Raw genomic sequence first — 17,162 nt, forward strand, 5'->3', positions numbered from 1 at the left:
CAGTATGTTTTTTCGGTGTAACAAATTACCCCAGCGGCAATTTGTTATATCGTGACATTTAATTCGCCTTTGTTAGACTCGTTATCAGCCAATATAACGGGAATAGCAACAATGAAAAAATTGACCTTACCGAAAGACTTTTTATGGGGCGGCGCGGTTGCCGCGCACCAGGTTGAAGGCGGCTGGAATAAAGGCGGCAAAGGCCCGAGCATTTGCGATGTTCTGACAGGCGGCGCGCACGGTGTTCCACGTGAAATCACGCAGGAAGTCGTCGCGGGCAAATATTACCCGAACCACGAAGCCGTTGATTTTTATGGACACTATAAAGAAGACGTCAAGCTGTTTGCCGAAATGGGCTTCAAATGTTTTCGCACCTCCATCGCCTGGACCCGCATCTTTCCGATGGGCGATGAGCAACAGCCGAATGAAGAAGGGCTCAAGTTTTACGACGACATGTTTGATGAGCTGCTGAAATACAACATCGAGCCGGTCATCACGCTGTCCCACTTCGAAATGCCGCTGCACCTGGTCCAGCAATACGGCGGCTGGACTAACCGTAAAGTGGTCGATTTCTTTGTACGCTTCGCCGAAGTGGTTTTCGAGCGCTACAAGAATAAGGTCAAATACTGGATGACCTTTAACGAAATCAACAACCAGCGCAACTGGCGCGCGCCGCTGTTTGGCTACTGCTGTTCCGGCGTGGTCTACACCGAACATGAAAACCCGGAAGAGACCATGTATCAGGTGCTGCACCACCAGTTCGTGGCCAGCGCCATGGCGGTGAAAATCGGCCATCGTATTAACCCGGAAATGAAAATTGGCTGCATGCTGGCAATGGTGCCGCTGTATCCCTTCTCCTGTAAGCCGGACGATGTGATGTACGCGCAAGAGTCAATGCGTGAGCGTTATGTCTTTACCGACGTGCAACTGCGCGGCTACTACCCTTCTTATGTACTGAACGAATGGGAACGCCGTGGTTTTACCATCAACATGGAAGCCGGTGACGAGGCGATTTTGCGCGAAGGGTGCTGCGATTACCTCGGTTTCAGCTACTACATGACTAACGCGGTGAAAGCGGAAGGCGGCGCTGGCGATGCGCTCTCTGGTTTCCAGGGCAGTGTCCCTAACCCGCATGTTAAAGCGTCTGACTGGGGCTGGCAGATTGATCCGGTTGGCCTGCGCTATGCATTGTGCGAGCTGTACGAACGTTACCAGAAACCGCTGTTTATCGTGGAGAACGGGTTTGGCGCGTACGACAACGTCGAAGCTGACGGCAGCATCAACGACGATTACCGCATTGATTACCTGCGGGCACACGTTAAAGAGATGGTCAAAGCGGTGACCCACGATGGCGTGGATCTGATGGGTTATACACCCTGGGGCTGTATCGACTGCGTCTCTTTTACCACCGGCCAGTACAGCAAACGCTACGGTTTTATCTACGTGAACAAGCACGATGATGGCACTGGCGATATGTCGCGTTCCCGTAAAAAGAGCTTTAACTGGTATAAAGAAGTGATTGCCAGCAACGGCGAAAATCTTTGACGTTGTTAACTCCTCTCCCTGGCGGGAGAGGAGTGCTTATCTGCCACCGGCTAAATCCAGAAAACTGCCGGTAACATACGACGCTTTGTCACTTAACAGCCAGACTATTCCCTGCGCCACCTCTTCCGGTTGCCCACCGCGCCGCATCGGGATCGCGCTGCTCACCCGGTCCACACGCCCGGGCTCGCCGCCGCTGGCATGCATCTCTGTATAGATAAAACCCGGACGCACGCCATTCACGCGGATGCCATCCGCCGCAACTTCCAGTGCCAGCCCGGTCGTTAGCGTATCGACCGCGCCTTTGGAGGCCGCATAATCCACATATTCACCGGGCGAACCGAGGCGCGCCGCAGCCGAAGAAACATTAACAATCGCGCCGCCGTGCCCACCGTGTTGGGTGGACATCCGTTTGACCGCTTCGCGACAGCAGAGGAAATAGCCCGTCACGTTGGTCGCCAGCACGCGATTAATACGCTCTGCGCTCAGTTGCTCCACCCGGCTTTGCTGAAACAGGATCCCGGCGTTATTGACCAGCGCGGTAAGCGGTTCCGGTTTTTCATCTATACACGCGAACATGGCCTGTACCTGCGCTTCATCGCTGATATCGGCCTGCACCGCGAACGCATGACCACCCTGTGCGATGATTTCCGCCACCACGCCGTCGGCAGCGGGCTTGTTGCTGTGGTAATTAACCGCAACGGTGTAGCCTTCCTGCGCCAGCAGCAACGCGGTCGCGCGACCGATTCCCCGGCTGCCACCGGTGATTAATGCAATCGCCATCTGTGTCTCCTGAAAAGTAAAAGGGCGCCGAAGCGCCCTTAAAAGATAGCTTAATCAGTGTATTACTGATATTCGCTCATCGGTACGCAGGAACAGAACAGATTACGATCGCCGTACACATCGTCCAGACGCTTCACGGTCGGCCAGTATTTGTTGGCAAAACCAGCCGGGAACACCGCCAGTTCGCGGGTGTAACCGTGGTTCCACTCAGCCACCAGCTCATTCTGCGTATGCGGAGCGTTAACCAGCGGGTTATCTTCCAGCGTCCACTCGCCCTGTTTCACACGTTCGATTTCCGCACGAATCGCCAGCATGGCATCGATAAAGCGATCCAGTTCGACTTTGCTTTCTGATTCAGTCGGTTCCACCATCAGCGTACCGGCAACCGGGAAGGACATGGTCGGCGCATGGAAACCGTAATCGATCAGGCGCTTAGCGATATCCAGTTCGCTGATGCCGGTCTCTTCTTTCAGCGGGCGAATGTCGAGAATACATTCGTGCGCGACGCGACCATCGCGACCGGTATACAGCACCGGGAAAGCCTCTTTCAGACGGCTGGCGATGTAGTTGGCATTAAGGATCGCCACCTGGCTCGCTTGTTTCAGCCCTTCCGCGCCCATCATGCGGATATACATCCAGCTGATTGGCAGAATCGATGCGCTGCCAAACGGTGCCGCAGAGACCGCGCCCTGACGGGTGAGCATCCCTTCAATCTGCACCACGCTGTGACCCGGTACAAACGGTGCCAGATGCGCTTTCACGCCAATCGGCCCCATGCCCGGACCGCCACCGCCGTGCGGAATGCAGAAGGTTTTATGCAAGTTGAGGTGTGACACATCCGCGCCGATAAAGCCCGGTGACGTGATGCCCACCTGGGCGTTCATGTTCGCGCCATCCAGGTAAACCTGGCCGCCGAACTGATGCACCACTTCGCACACTTCGCGAATTGTCTCTTCATACACACCGTGGGTGGACGGGTACGTCACCATGATGCAAGAGAGGTTGTCGCCCGCCTGCTCTGCTTTCGCACGCAGATCGGCCAGATCGATGTTGCCGTTTTTATCACAAGCAACCACCACAACCTGCATCCCCGCCATCTGCGCCGATGCCGGGTTGGTGCCGTGCGCAGAGCTTGGGATCAGGCAGATATCGCGGTGACCTTCATTGCGGCTTTCATGGTAGTGACGAATCGCCAGCAGGCCTGCGTATTCACCCTGCGCGCCGGAGTTCGGCTGCATGCAGAGCGCATCATACCCTGTCAGTTTTACCAGCCAGTCGGAGAGCTGGGCGATCATCTGGTGATAACCTTCTGCCTGTTCCGGCGGGCAAAACGGGTGCAGTTCGGCAAATTCCGGCCAGGTGATCGGGATCATTTCCGCCGCCGCGTTCAGTTTCATGGTGCAGGAACCCAGCGGGATCATCGCCTGGTTCAGCGCCAGATCTTTACGCTCCAGCGAATGCATGTAACGCATCATCTCGGTTTCGCTGTGATAGCGGTTAAACACCGGGTGCGTCAGGAAAGCATCCTCGCGCAGCATGCTCTGCGGGATAGAACGGCTGTCGAGCGCGACCTCTTTATCCAGCGCATCAATATCGAGGCCGTGTTTATCGCCCAGCAACACGTTAAACAGCACCTGCACATCTTCACGCGTGGTGGTTTCATCCAGCGTGATGCCAACGGCGTTGAGAATGTCGCTACGCAGGTTGATCTCCTGCGCTTCGGCGCGGGCCAGCACGGCGGCTTTGTCCGCGACATCAACACACAGGGTGTCGAAGTAGTGCGCGTGGCGCAGTTTCAGGCCGCCACGCTGCAAACCGGCAGCAAGAATATCGGTCAGGCGATGAATACGTCCGGCAATGCGTTTCAGCCCGGCCGGGCCGTGGAACACCGCGTACAAGCTGGCAATGTTGGCCAGCAGCACTTGCGAAGTACAGATGTTGGAGTTGGCTTTCTCGCGGCGAATATGCTGCTCGCGCGTCTGCATCGCCATGCGCAGCGCGGTGTTACCGGCGGCATCTTTCGACACGCCGATAATGCGGCCTGGCATGGAGCGTTTGAATTCATCTTTTGCAGCAAAGAATGCCGCGTGCGGGCCACCGTAGCCCATCGGCACGCCAAAGCGCTGCGCGGAGCCGAACACAATGTCGGCACCCTGTTTGCCCGGCGCAGTCAGTTGCACCAGCGCCAGCAAATCAGCGGCGACACTAACCACAATTTTGCGGGATTTCAGCTCATTAATCAGCACGCTGTAATCATGCACTTCGCCCGTGGTACCGACCTGCTGGAGCAGTACGCCGAACACATCCTGGTGATCAAGAACTTTGGCCGCGTCATCAACAATCACATCAAAACCGAAGGTTTCGGCGCGAGTGCGCACGACATCCAGCGTTTGCGGATGCACATCGGCGGCGACGAAGAAGCGGTTGGCGCCTTTCAGTTTGCTGACGCGCTTCGCCATGGCCATTGCTTCAGCCGCCGCAGTGGCTTCATCCAGCAGCGACGCGGAAGCGATATCCAGCCCGGTGAGATCGAGCGTAACCTGCTGGAAGTTGAGCAGCGCTTCAAGGCGACCCTGCGACACTTCTGGCTGATACGGGGTGTAAGCGGTGTACCAGCCCGGATTTTCCAGCATGTTGCGCAGAATAACTGGTGGCAGCTGCACGGCGGTGTAGCCCATGCCAATGTAAGACTTAAAGCGCTTGTTGCGGCTGGCAATCGCTTTCAGCTCGGCCAGGGCCGCGAACTCAGTGGTCGATTCCCCAACCTGCGGCGGTGTTGCAAGCTGGATGTCTTTTGGCACGATCTGGCCAATCAGTGCGTTTAACGAATCCGCGCCAACTGTGTTCAGCATCTCCTGCTGTTGCTGAGCATCCGGCCCGATGTGACGTCCAATGAAAGCGCCACGGTTTTCAAGCTGGCTTAAAGTCTGTGTCATGAGCGATGGTTCCTGAAACGTGCAGTGAATCGATGTAGAAATTACCTGAATACGCTGAACCCTTCGCGTTGCAGGAAGGCGGCGACGCAGCATATCCCCAGGCGCAAACATCAGTAAGCAACTGGGGATAGCGAGGAAGCCAACGCGTCTGCTACGCGAAGGATAAGGCGTATTTACTCGTCTTCGAGCAGTGCGGCGTAGGCTGTTGCGTCCAGCAGGGCGGCAATTTCTGCTTCGTCGCTGGCTTTAATTTTGAAGATCCAGCCTTCGCCATACGGCTCGCTGTTGACCAGCTCTGGTGAATCCGCCAGTTGGTCGTTGACTGCCACGATCTCACCGCTGATTGGCGCGTAGATATCAGAAGCCGCTTTTACCGATTCGGCAACGGCGCAATCATCGCCCGCGCTAACGGTCGTGCCCGCTTCCGGCAGATCGACAAACACCATATCGCCCAGCAGTTCCTGTGCGTGTTCGGTGATGCCAACGGTGTAGGTCCCGTCCGCTTCTTTGCGCAGCCACTCGTGTTCTTTGCTGTATTTCAGTTCGCCTGGTACGTTGCTCATTTCATTCTCTCCAGATAAAAAGGTTACGCGACAGCTTTGCCAGCGCGCACAAAAACAGGTTTAGTGACTTTGACCGGCATTTCACGGTTGCGGATCTGTACAACGGCATTTTCGCCGATCCCCGCCGGAACACGCGCCAGTGCAATACTGTAGCCGAGCGTAGGCGAGAACGTACCGCTGGTGATCACGCCTTTTTGCACATTGCCATGCGCATCGGTGAAGTGCACCGGCAGTTCATTACGCAATACGCCTTTTTCCGTCATCACCAGGCCAACCAGCTGTTCGGTGCCTTTTTCACGCTGCAGTTCCAGCGCGTCGCGGCCAATAAAGTCTCGCTCCTGCGGCTCCCAGGCAATCGTCCAGCCCATGTTGGCGGCCAGCGGAGAGATACCTTCATCCATCTCCTGACCGTACAGGTTCATACCCGCTTCCAGACGCAGCGTGTCGCGCGCGCCCAGGCCGCAAGGTTTCACGCCCGCATTGACCAGCGCCTGCCAGAAGCTGGGCGCTTTTTCGTTAGGCAGCGCAATTTCATACCCTGCTTCACCGGTATAACCGGTGGTCGCAATGAACAGATCACCGGCTTCAACGCCAAAGAACGGTTTCATACCTTCAACGGCGCGGCGCTGCTCGTCTGTAAACAGGCTGGCGGCTTTCGCCTGCGCGTTCGGGCCCTGGACCGCAATCAGCGACAAATCATCACGGACGGTGATGTCGATGGCATAAGGTTCAGCGTGTTGGGAAATCCAGGAGAGGTCTTTTTCGCGGGTGGCGGAGTTTACAACGAGGCGGAAGAAATCTTCGGTAAAGTAATAGACGATTAAGTCATCAATTACGCCGCCCGAGGCATTTAGCATACCGGAATAGAGCGCTTTACCGGGCTTCGTGAGTTTTGCGACGTCGTTTGCCAGCAAATAACGCAGAAACTCCCGGGTGCGGCTGCCTTTGAGATCGACGATGGTCATATGCGACACATCAAACATTCCGGCATCGGTGCGCACCGCATGGTGCTCGTCAATTTGCGAGCCGTAATGCAGCGGCATCATCCAGCCATGGAAGTCCACCATGCGGGCACCGTTTAGCGTGTGTTGTTCGTATAAAGGGGTCTGCTGAGCCATCTTTTCCTCGTCGAATAAGCTGAGCCATCACGTTTTTCGGCGGCGTGATTTGCGCCAAAACAACTGGTGCCGACACCGTTTTACGACGTCGACGCAAACGTTCTCTTTGGCCTGAACTTATCACCGAAAGCAGTGCTTAACCATAAGGAAAAATGGTCCATCACATTAGCTTATGACCCGTCACGCACAAAATGCCATTAGAGCATTATTCTGTTGAATAACGCCTCACCCTTCATAAAAAATCAGCATCAACGACAAACCAGAGGAGAGTGCAGCATTTCACTCTGTAAAAGAGTGGATTTTCCCGAAAAGAAAAAAACGTAACATGAGAAAATCTAATCCGAAAAATGAGGTGAAATTAGAATATTTCAAATGAGGTAGAGGTATCCCTTCCCGGGACCGGGAAGGGAAAGTGTGATGCAGTTAACGTAACCACTCAGGCAGATCGTTAAGACCCATCGCCTGGCGTAACAACCGCGTTTTCACACCGGGAAGGGTATCTGCCAGTTTCAGGCCGATATCGCGCAGCAGTTTCTTAGCCGGGTTTGCACCTGAGAAGAGTTCGCGAAAGCCCTGCATCCCGGCCAGCATCAGCGCCGCGCTGTGTTTGCGGCTGCGCTCATAGCGGCGCAAATAAAGATGTTGACCAATGTCTTTACCTTCACGGCTCAGACGCTTCAGCTCGGTGATCAACTCAGCGACATCCATAAACCCGAGATTAACACCCTGCCCCGCCAGCGGGTGAATAGTGTGCGCTGCATCGCCAACCAGCGCCAGGCGGTGCCCGGCAAACTGGCGCGCATAGCGGCCGGTGAGCGGATAGACCTGACGTTCGCTCTCAACACGGCACAGTCCAAGGCGATTATCGAACGCCACACACAGCGCCTGGTTGAATGCTTCATCGCTCGCCTGCTGCATAGCTTTCGCCTGCTCAGGCGGCAGCGACCAGACAATTGAGCACAAATGCGGATCGTTAAGCGGCAAAAACGCGAGAATGCCGTCGGCGTGAAACACCTGGCGCGCTACCGCCTGATGCGGCTCATCGGTGCGAATGGTCGCCACGAGCGCATGATGATGGTAATCCCAGAACGTCAACGGAATATCGGCCTTGTTGCGCAGCCAGGAGTTCGCGCCATCTGCGCCAACCACCAGCCGTGCAGTAAGCATGGTGCCATCTTTTAAGGTCAGAAACGCGTCGTTTTCGCCCCACGCCACCTGCTGCAACTCAGCCGGGGCCAGCAGGGTGACGTCCTTGCATTGGCGGGCTTTATCCCACAGTGCCTGGTGGATCACCGCGTTTTCGATAATGTAACCAAGATGGCTGTAGCCCATGCTCTGGTCGTCAAACGCGATGCGGCCAAAACTGTCTTTGTCCCACACTTCCATGCCGTGATAGCGCCCGGCACGTTGGGCAATAATGTTTGACCAGACGCCAAGGTGCGTCAGTAACTTTTCGCTGGCAGCATTGATCGCTGACACGCGCAGCGCCGGAGGCGCATCCTCCGCCAGCGGTGTCGGTTCATTCTGCTCCAGCACCGCCACGCGCAACCCACTGCCCTGTAAACCACAGGCCAGCGCCAGCCCGACCATACCGCCGCCGACAATCGCAACATCAACACTCTGCACTCTTCGCTCCTTTTGTCTTTAACGGGCAACCCAACCGAGGGTACGCTGCGCCAGCGCATCGCGCGCCGGAGTAAATAATTCCATTGCCATCAGCCCGGCATTCCGCCCGACGACCAACGGCATCCAGTGATTGGCAAACAGATGCACCAGCCCATCGGTGACGCCGATAGTGGCTTTTTTGTCCGCATGGCGGCGATCGCGGTAGCCCGTCAACACGGGATAGTAGCCAACATCTCGCTGAGCCGCCCACGCCTCAGCCAGCGTTTCCGCCAGCGTCATCACATCGCGCATGCCGAGGTTAAAACCCTGTCCGGCGATAGGATGCAGCGTTTGCGCGGCATTGCCGACCAGCACCGCGCGGTGCGAGACAGGCGAAGAGGCCGCGGTCAGCGTCAGCGGGTAAACGCTGCGTTTGCCCACGTGCAGGATGCGCCCAAGCCGCCAGCCAAAGGCTTTTTGTAACTCGTGGCAGAAACGTTCGTCAGACCAGGCGGCAATCTGCTGCTGTTTTTCCAGCGGATGACACCACACCAGCGAACAGCGACCTTGTGACATCGGCAACATTGCCAGCGGGCCATGTTGGGTAAAACGCTCAAACGCCCGCCCCTGATGCGCCACAGAGGTGGTGACGTTGGCGATGACCGCCGCCTGGTGATAAGGCGCTTGCTGCCAGTCCACACCCAGTTGCTCGCCAATGCGTGAACGGGAGCCGTCTGCCGCCACCAATAACTGACCAGTAATCGATTCACCACTTTCCAGCGTTACGCTCACCTGCCCCTCATCACGGGCAACCGCGCTGACTTTCGCCGGGCAATGCAGCGTAACGCCGGGCGCGTTTTGCAGTAGCGTGAACAGCCGCTGCCCAACGTCGTGCAGTTCGACAACGTAGCCAAGCGCATCGATGTGGTAATCCTGCGCATCCAGCGTGACAAAACCTGCATGGCCGCGATCGCTGACATGAACCGTTGAAATTGGCGTTGCGCAGGAAGCGATGGCTTGCCAGATGCCGATACGCGCCAGCTGCTGGCACGTGCCTGCCGCTAACGCAATGGCGCGGGCGTCAAACCCCGGATGTGCGGATGCGCCGGGAACGCTGGCTTCTACCAGATGAACAGGTAATTTGCCGTGAGTAAGATGAGAAATCGCCAGCGCAAGCGTTGCGCCAGCCATGCCACCGCCAACGATAATCACACTCATGAACGTGATGCCGCCATCAGCGCTTCAATCTCGTCAGCGGTTTTCACGACGCTGGCGGTCAGATTTTCGTTGCCGTCTTCGGTGATGACGATGTCATCTTCAATACGAATACCAATACCGCGATACTGCTCCGGCACATCGGCATCCGGCGCGATGTAAAGACCTGGTTCAACCGTCAGCACCATGCCCGGTGCCAGCTCACGCGAGCGATCTTTGCCATAGACACCGACATCGTGCACATCCAACCCGAGCCAGTGGCTTAAGCCGTGCATAAAAAACGGGCGGTGGGCGTTTTTTTCCACCAGTTCATCGACTTCACCTTTCAGGATGCCGAGCTTCACCAGCCCGGTAATCATGATGCGCACCACTTCGCTGGTCACTTCCTGGATGGACGTGCCTGGGCGGAAAAGCGCAAGGGCTCGTTCCAGCGAGGCCAGCACGATATCGTAGATTTCACGCTGCGCCGGGCTGAATTTACCGTTTACCGGGAAGGTGCGGGTGATATCACCGGCATATCCTTTGTATTCACAACCGGCATCAATCAACACCAGATCGCCGTCACGCATCTGGCTCTCATTTTCCGTGTAGTGCAGAATGCAGCCGTTGACGCCGGAACCCACAATGGTGTTATAGGAGGGAAAACGCGCGCCGTGGCGGTTAAACTCGTGCTGAATTTCACCTTCAAGCTGATATTCAAACATCCCCGGACGGCAAACCTGCATCGCGCGGGTATGCGCCAGCGCGGAGATCTCCCCGGCGCGACGCATCACGTCTATCTCTTCGGCAGATTTAAACAGGCGCATTTCATGCACCATCGGCCGCCAGTCGGTTAACGTTGGCGGCGCAAGCAGATTCTGACGCGAGCCTTTGCGCAACTTATCCAGCGCAGTGAACACAATGGTGTCGGCATAGTCGAATTCACCCTGCGCGTGGTACACGGCATCAAGACCGTTAAGCAATTGATAAAGATGTTCGTTGATTTCCGGGAACGCCAGTGCGCGATCGACGCCCAGCTTTTCCGGCGCGGCTTCCTGACCCAGGCGACGACCAAACCAGATCTCGGCGGTTTTGTCGCGCACGCGGTTGAACAGCACGCTGTGGTTGTGGGTGTCATCACTTTTGATCAGCACCAGCACCGCTTCCGGCTCGTTAAAACCGGTGAAATACCAGAAATCACTGTGCTGGCGGTACGGGTATTCACTGTCTGCGCTGCGGGTGGCTTCCGGTGCGGCGAAAATTAGCGCCGCGCTGCCCGGAACCATCTGCGCCAGCAATCCCTGGCGCCGACGGAGAAATTCAAGCTGTGTCATGACACCGACTCCCTACAAGGTGAATTAATGTAACGTGGGCTTACGCACTTCCGGTGCGGTAGGCTGCGGGCGCGTGAACGTGTCGTGGCACAGCAGCGCCGCGACGCGGACGTACTCGACGATCTCTTCGAGCGACATTTCCAGCTCTTCTTGATCTTCGTCTTCGTCATAACCCAGTTGCGCAATATTGCGCAGATCGTCAATCGCTTCGCCGGTTTCACCCGTCACTTTATCGAGCTTCGGCTGGGTGACGCCCAGCCCCAGCAGGAAATGGTTCACCCAGCCCGCCAGCGCGTCGGCGCGGTCGAAAACGCTAACGTCGTCGCCATCCGGCAGATAGAGCTGAAACAAGAAACCGTCATCTTCCAGCGAGTCGCTGGTGGCTGAATGCATGCTGCGCAGCGCTTGCGCCAGCTCGTGACCGAATGCCAGACCGTCGTTGGTTAAATCATGCAGCAACGGCTGCCAGGAACTATCGTTGTTACCGCCGCAAAGGATCCCCGCGATAAGCCCGTGCATTTCAGCAGGAAGTAATCCCACGCCCTGTTGGTTGAGTAGCTGGGCTACATCGTTGTAACCAGGTATTTCGTTCTGTATAGACATGCGCATTCGTCGTCGTTGGGGGGAATATTCATGATATGCTACCACTTTGGCCCCTGGTGATATACCCGTGATGCTTCACGTTCCATGCGTTTGCATGCACACCGAATCATTAAGGTATAGACGCAAAAAGCTTGAAAGCGCGCGCCGGGGTAGCTTATAGTGTCGCCCCTTCGCAGCCCAGGGCTCGGATGCGAAGGCAGGGCGCAGTCAAACAGCAGGAAGGTGGCATGTCTGCACAACCCGTCGATATCCAAATTTTTGGCCGTTCACTGCGAGTGAATTGCCCGCCTGAACAGAGGGATGCTCTGAATCAGGCCGCGGAGGATCTGAATCAGCGGTTGCAAGATCTGAAGGTTCGCACTAGAGTCACAAATACTGAGCAGTTGGTGTTTATCGCCGCGTTGAACATTAGTTACGAGCTGACTCAGGAAAAAGCAAAGACCCGCGAATACGCCGCCAGCATGGAACAGCGTATTCGGATGTTACAGCAGACCATCGAACAGGCATTGCTTGATCAAGGTCGCATAACAGAAAGACCGGGACCAAAGTTTGAATAACGCTTCAGGGTCATCTGTGTTAGAGTGACCGTGAAGCCAAAAAATATCTCTGAGATGTTTGCAAGCGGGCCAGTCCCCTGAGCCGATATTTCATACCACAAGAATGTGGCGATCCATGGTTGGTGAGCATGCTCGGTCCGTCCGAGAAGCCTTAAAGCTATGACGACGCATTCACCTTGAACCAAGGGTTCAAGGGTTACAGCCAGCGGCGGCATCTCGGAGATTCCCTTCTTTTTTTACAACCATCATGACGCAACTTCCTGATTTTCCTTCGTCACGACAAGAAATCCGCAAAATTATTCGCCAGCGCCGGCGTGAACTCACTCCTGAACAACAAACGCACTTCGCCCAGCAGGCCGCGGCACGCATGATAGCATATGCGCCGGTTGTGATGGCACACAGCGTAGCGTTGTTTCTCTCTTTTGATGGTGAGCTGGATACCCAACCGCTGATTGAGCAACTCTGGTGTAGCGGTAAACGCGTTTACTTGCCGGTATTGCATCCCTTTAGCCCCGGTAATTTGCTGTTTCTGCATTACCATCCGCACAGCGAGCTGGTTGTTAACCGTCTGAAAATTCAGGAACCGAAGCTGGATGTGCGTGATGTGTTGCCGCTCAGCCAACTCGACGTGCTGATTACGCCGCTGGTCGCCTTTGATGAACAAGGGCAACGCCTGGGCATGGGCGGTGGTTTTTACGATCGCACGTTACAAAACTGGCGTGAGTATGGCCTGCAACCGGTGGGTTATGCGCATGATTGCCAGGGTGTGGAGAAGCTGCCAGTAGAAGAGTGGGATATCCCGCTGCCTGCGGTGGTTACGCCATCCAGAATATGGCAATGGTAACTTTCCCCTCCCTTGCGGGAGAGGAAAGCGCAACGTTTAGAACAGCAGACGGGAACGAATGGTGCCCGGAATCGCTTTCATGCTCTGCAGCGCTTTCTGCGCCACATCTTCATCCGCTTCAATATCAATAACCACATAACCCATATACGGCGTAGTCTGCAGGTACTGCGCGGCAATGTTGATATTCTGGCTGGCGAAAATCTGGTTGAGCGCGGTCAGCACACCAGGGCGGTTTTCGTGGATGTGTAGTAAACGACGGCCACCGTGCAACGGCAAAGAAACTTCCGGGAAATTCACCGCAGAAAGCGTCGAACCGTTGTCGGAGTACTTGATCAGTTTACCGGCCACTTCCAGACCGATATTTTCCTGCGCTTCCTGCGTGGAACCGCCAATGTGCGGCGTCAGCAGGACGTTATCGAATTCACACAGCGGAGAGTCGAACGGATCGCTGTTGGTCGCCGGTTCAGTCGGGAACACGTCGATTGCCGCGCCCGCCAGATGTTTACGCTTCAGCGCATCGCACAGTGCCGGAATATCCACCACCGTACCGCGTGCGGCGTTGATCAGCAGTGCGCCCGGCTTCATCAGCGCCAGCTCTTCCGGCCCAATCATATCTTTTGTAGAAGCGTTTTCCGGCACATGCAGGCTCACGACATCGCTCATATTCAGCAAGTCGGAGAGATGTTGCACCTGCGTTGCATTGCCGAGTGGCAATTTGCTTTCGATATCATAGAAATAGACGTGCATCCCCAGCGATTCCGCCAGAATACCGAGCTGCGTGCCAATATGGCCGTAACCGATAATACCGAGTTTTTTACCGCGCGCTTCATACGAACCAACTGCCAGCTTGTTCCAGATACCACGGTGCGCTTTGGCGTTCGCTTCAGGAATCCCACGCATCAGCAGCAGCAGCTCGCCAATGACTAACTCTGCCACCGAACGGGTGTTGGAAAACGGTGCGTTGAATACCGGAATACCGCGCTTCGCCGCCGCATCCAGATTCACCTGGTTGGTACCGATACAGAAACAGCCGATAGCCACCAGTTTTTCCGCCGCAGCGATGATATCTTCAGTCAGTTGAGTACGGGATCGCAGGCCGATAAAGTGGGCATCACGGATGGACTCTTTCAGTTGCTCGCTATCCAGCGCGCCTTTGTGAAACTCAATGTTGGTGTAACCCGCAGCGCGAAGGCTATCCAGAGCTTTCTGGTGCACCCCTTCGACGAGCAGAAATTTAATCTTGTCTTTCTCCAGTGATACCTTTGCCATTTACCCGACCCTGTTTTTTGTCTTGACTGTGATGTTGTGCAGATTGCAATCCGCGTTAGTCAACATATCAAAAAAAACTATCGCGGCAATATGAACGTTTGCGTCAGGTATCTGAAGAAATGTCATACAGCGGGAAATGGCAGAGAAAAATGCTAAAAAACAAGACGCAAGCGGCAGGTAACGCATGACGAGGGCGAAAACGTGACAGATATCACCAAATTTGCCCATTGCAGATTTTTTACAGGGAGGCATGCGCCTCCCTGTCAGATCATTTCACGATAGTTTTCACGCCATCAGCGGTGCCGATCAGCGCCACATCCGCGCCACGGTTAGCAAATAACCCTACAGTCACTACGCCCGGCAACGCATTGATGCTGTTTTCCAACGCAATCGGGTCGATGATCTCAAGACCGTAAACATCCAGGATGACGTTGCCGTTATCCGTCACCACGTTCTGGCGATATTCCGGGCGACCGCCCAGCTTGACCAGCTCGCGGGCAACAGCGCTACGCGCCATCGGAATCACTTCCACCGGCAGCGGGAATTTGCCAAGGATATCAACCTGTTTGGAGGCATCCGCGATGCAGATGAATTTATCCGCCACCGAGGCGATAATTTTCTCACGCGTCAGCGCCGCGCCGCCGCCCTTGATCATCTGCATCTGGCCGTTAATCTCATCCGCGCCGTCCACATAAATGCCAAGCCGGTCCACCTCGTTGAGATCGAACACGGTAATGCCAAGGCTTTTCAGTTTCTCGGTGGACGCGTCCGAGCTAGAAACCGCGCCTTCAATCTGGCCTTTCATCGTGCCCAGCGCGTCAATAAAATGTGCAGCGGTAGAGCCGGTGCCAACCCCTACAATGGTGCCAGGTTCTACATACTTCAGCGCTGCCCAGCCCACTGCTTTTTTGAGTTCATCCTGCGTCATGGTCGTTTGCCTGTGGTGTGAAATTTCAGGCGCATTATAGACCAGCGTTACCCAAAATGTCCCTGTGACCAGTGTCACATTACGCGACGTCCAATTTCGTCTGTACCGAACAAAAAATTATGTCATAGTGCTGAGTACGATTTTTTCAGGAGAATGCCCGAGCAATGAAACGTCCGGACTACAGAACATTACAGGCGCTTGATGCGGTTATTCGTGAGCGCGGATTTGAACGTGCCGCACAAAAGCTGTGTATTACCCAGTCCGCCGTGTCGCAGCGCATTAAGCAACTGGAAAATATGTTTGGTCAGCCGCTACTGGTGCGTACCGTTCCACCTCGTCCCACCGAGCAGGGGCAAAAGTTGCTGGCGTTGCTGCGCCAGGTCGAGCTACTGGAAGAAGAGTGGCTTGGCGACGAACAAACCGGCTCCACACCGCTGCTGTTATCGCTGGCGGTCAACGCCGACAGCCTGGCGACCTGGCTGCTGCCTGCATTAGCTCCGGTACTGGCCGACTCACCAATTCGCCTGAATCTGCAGGTGGAAGACGAAACCCGCACTCAGGAGCGTTTGCGTCGCGGTGAGGTCGTTGGCGCGGTGAGTATTCAGCCACAGGCGCTTCCCAGTTGCCTGGTCGACCAACTTGGCGCGCTGGATTATCTGTTCGTCGGTTCGAAAGCGTTCGCCGAGCGCTATTTCCCGAACGGCGTCACCCGCTCCGCATTGCTCAAAGCACCGGCGGTCGCGTTTGATCATCTCGATGATATGCATCAGGCGTTTTTACAGCAGTATTTCGACTTACCGCCGGGCAGCGTGCCTTGCCATATCGTCAACTCTTCCGAAGCGTTTGTTCAACTGGCGCGCCAGGGGACGACCTGCTGCATGATCCCACATCTGCAAATCGAAAAAGAGCTGAACAGCGGCGATCTGATCGACCTGACGCCCGGTTTGCTGCAGCGCCGGATGCTGTACTGGCACCGTTTTGCGCCGGAAAGCCGGATGATGCGCAACGTCACGGACGCACTGCTGGAATATGGGCATCGGGTGTTAAGGCAGGATTAATAAAACGCCCTCTTCCCGGCCGGGAGAGGGCGAAGAGGATTACTTCGCCGGTGCCGCAGCCTGCGGCTGGCTCTGAGTCGGTTCCAGCTGGAATACGACATCTACCTGATCAGCAAACTGAATCGACGGTTGCTCATAGGTTTCCTGTGCGGATGCGGCTTCTGGCGCATCCGCTTTCATCATGCGTACCATCGGGCTCGGCTGATAGTTGGACACATGGTAGCGCACGCTGTAGATCGGGCCGAGTTTAGCGTTAAAGCCCGCCGCTAACTGCTGCGCCTGGTGCGTTGCATCATCGATAGCCGCTTTGCGCGCTTTATCTTTGAAAGACTCCGGTTGCGCAACGCCCAGCGATACAGAACGAATTTCGTTCAGCCCCGCTTTCAGCGCGCCATCCAGCAATGAATTAAGTTTATCCAGCTCACGCAGCGTGACTTCCACAGTACGCACTGCGCGGTAGCCTTTCAGAATACTTTTGCCGTTCTGGTAGTCATAATCAGGTTGTGTGCGTAAGTTCGCGGAATTAATGTCTTTCCGGGCAATGCCGTTTTGCTCAAGAAAGCTAAGATATTGCGCAACACGGTCATCGGCCTGTTTTTTGGCTGAGGCAGCGTCTTTCGCGGCGACATTAACCTCAATCGCCAGCGTGGCGATGTCCGGGGTCGCGTCCACGCTTGCCGTACCTGAGGTGACAATATGCGGGCCGTCCGGCAACTCGCTCGCCTGTACCGCCATCCCGCTGAAACCGACCATTGCCGCCAGGGCCATCACTTTAAATTTCACAGTTGCTCCTCCATGGTGCTTTTGTTACGCCCATAATTGCAGGAC

Annotated in this window: 15 protein-coding genes and 1 other RNA gene; 5 read left to right on the forward strand and 11 right to left on the reverse strand. The window is 55.7% G+C overall.

What is annotated here, in order from left to right; translation table 11 throughout:
- The first annotated feature begins 111 nt into the window (after positions 1-111).
- Complete coding sequence (locus H650_RS09950; protein ID WP_020455139.1) at positions 112-1,545, forward strand: 6-phospho-beta-glucosidase; 1,434 nt, start codon at positions 112-114, stop codon at positions 1,543-1,545.
- 36 nt (positions 1,546-1,581) lie between these two features.
- Here the strand turns inward: H650_RS09950 and H650_RS09955 are convergent, their stop codons facing one another.
- The 8 genes from H650_RS09955 to H650_RS09990 all read right to left on the reverse strand — a co-directional run bounded on the left by H650_RS09955 (position 1,582) and on the right by H650_RS09990 (position 11,678).
- The gene (locus H650_RS09955) at positions 1,582-2,325 is read right to left on the reverse strand and encodes an SDR family oxidoreductase (RefSeq protein ID WP_020455140.1); all 744 of its coding nucleotides are present in this window, start codon (positions 2,323-2,325) and stop codon (positions 1,582-1,584) included.
- A 62-nt stretch (positions 2,326-2,387) separates the two neighbouring features.
- Positions 2,388-5,261: an aminomethyl-transferring glycine dehydrogenase gene (gene gcvP, locus H650_RS09960; RefSeq protein WP_020455141.1), complete on the reverse strand. Its 2,874-nt coding sequence runs from the start codon at positions 5,259-5,261 to the stop codon at positions 2,388-2,390.
- A gap of 173 nt (positions 5,262-5,434) precedes the next feature.
- A complete protein-coding gene (gene gcvH, locus H650_RS09965; RefSeq protein ID WP_020455142.1) occupies positions 5,435-5,824 on the reverse strand; it encodes a glycine cleavage system protein GcvH in 390 nt (129 codons plus the stop codon).
- 23 nt (positions 5,825-5,847) lie between these two features.
- Positions 5,848-6,942, reverse strand: coding sequence for a glycine cleavage system aminomethyltransferase GcvT (gene gcvT / locus H650_RS09970; protein WP_020455143.1), 1,095 nt, complete (start codon positions 6,940-6,942; stop codon positions 5,848-5,850).
- Positions 6,943-7,365: 423 nt separating this feature from the next.
- The gene (gene ubiI / locus H650_RS09975; protein WP_020455144.1) at positions 7,366-8,568 is read right to left on the reverse strand and encodes an FAD-dependent 2-octaprenylphenol hydroxylase; all 1,203 of its coding nucleotides are present in this window, start codon (positions 8,566-8,568) and stop codon (positions 7,366-7,368) included.
- 18 nt (positions 8,569-8,586) lie between these two features.
- Positions 8,587-9,765, reverse strand: a complete 1,179-nt coding sequence (gene ubiH / locus H650_RS09980) for a 2-octaprenyl-6-methoxyphenyl hydroxylase (protein WP_020455145.1) — start codon at positions 9,763-9,765, stop codon at positions 8,587-8,589.
- A complete protein-coding gene (gene pepP, locus H650_RS09985) occupies positions 9,762-11,075 on the reverse strand; it encodes a Xaa-Pro aminopeptidase (RefSeq protein ID WP_020455146.1) in 1,314 nt (437 codons plus the stop codon). The genes ubiH and pepP overlap by 4 nt, the downstream gene beginning before the upstream one ends.
- Before the next feature lie 24 nt (positions 11,076-11,099).
- On the reverse strand, positions 11,100-11,678 hold the full coding sequence (locus H650_RS09990; protein WP_086873856.1) for a YecA/YgfB family protein: 579 nt from the start codon (positions 11,676-11,678) through the stop codon (positions 11,100-11,102).
- 227 nt (positions 11,679-11,905) lie between these two features.
- Between H650_RS09990 and zapA the strand changes: the two genes are divergently transcribed.
- The 3 genes from zapA to H650_RS10000 all read left to right on the forward strand — a co-directional run bounded on the left by zapA (position 11,906) and on the right by H650_RS10000 (position 13,079).
- Positions 11,906-12,235: a cell division protein ZapA gene (gene zapA, locus H650_RS09995; protein ID WP_017457603.1), complete on the forward strand. Its 330-nt coding sequence runs from the start codon at positions 11,906-11,908 to the stop codon at positions 12,233-12,235.
- A 43-nt stretch (positions 12,236-12,278) separates the two neighbouring features.
- Positions 12,279-12,462: non-coding RNA, 6S RNA (ssrS, locus tag H650_RS24505), on the forward strand.
- A 20-nt stretch (positions 12,463-12,482) separates the two neighbouring features.
- Positions 12,483-13,079: a 5-formyltetrahydrofolate cyclo-ligase gene (locus H650_RS10000; protein ID WP_020455148.1), complete on the forward strand. Its 597-nt coding sequence runs from the start codon at positions 12,483-12,485 to the stop codon at positions 13,077-13,079.
- Between the two features lie 36 nt (positions 13,080-13,115).
- Here the strand turns inward: H650_RS10000 and serA are convergent, their stop codons facing one another.
- Positions 13,116-14,348, reverse strand: a complete 1,233-nt coding sequence (serA, locus tag H650_RS10005; RefSeq protein WP_017457601.1) for a phosphoglycerate dehydrogenase — start codon at positions 14,346-14,348, stop codon at positions 13,116-13,118.
- 268 nt (positions 14,349-14,616) lie between these two features.
- A complete protein-coding gene (rpiA, locus tag H650_RS10015) occupies positions 14,617-15,276 on the reverse strand; it encodes a ribose-5-phosphate isomerase RpiA (protein WP_020455150.1) in 660 nt (219 codons plus the stop codon).
- Positions 15,277-15,440: 164 nt separating this feature from the next.
- Between rpiA and argP the strand changes: the two genes are divergently transcribed.
- The gene (argP, locus tag H650_RS10020) at positions 15,441-16,334 is read left to right on the forward strand and encodes a DNA-binding transcriptional regulator ArgP (RefSeq protein WP_017457598.1); all 894 of its coding nucleotides are present in this window, start codon (positions 15,441-15,443) and stop codon (positions 16,332-16,334) included.
- Between the two features lie 39 nt (positions 16,335-16,373).
- On the opposite strand, the gene H650_RS10025 is transcribed toward argP, so the two are convergent.
- Positions 16,374-17,117 carry an oxidative stress defense protein gene (locus tag H650_RS10025; RefSeq protein ID WP_020455151.1) on the reverse strand — a complete coding sequence of 248 codons (744 nt, stop codon included), beginning with the start codon at positions 17,115-17,117 and terminating at the stop codon, positions 16,374-16,376.
- Positions 17,118-17,162: the final 45 nt, after the last annotated feature.

This window comes from Enterobacter sp. R4-368 (genome assembly GCF_000410515.1).
Lineage (GTDB): Bacteria > Pseudomonadota > Gammaproteobacteria > Enterobacterales > Enterobacteriaceae > Kosakonia.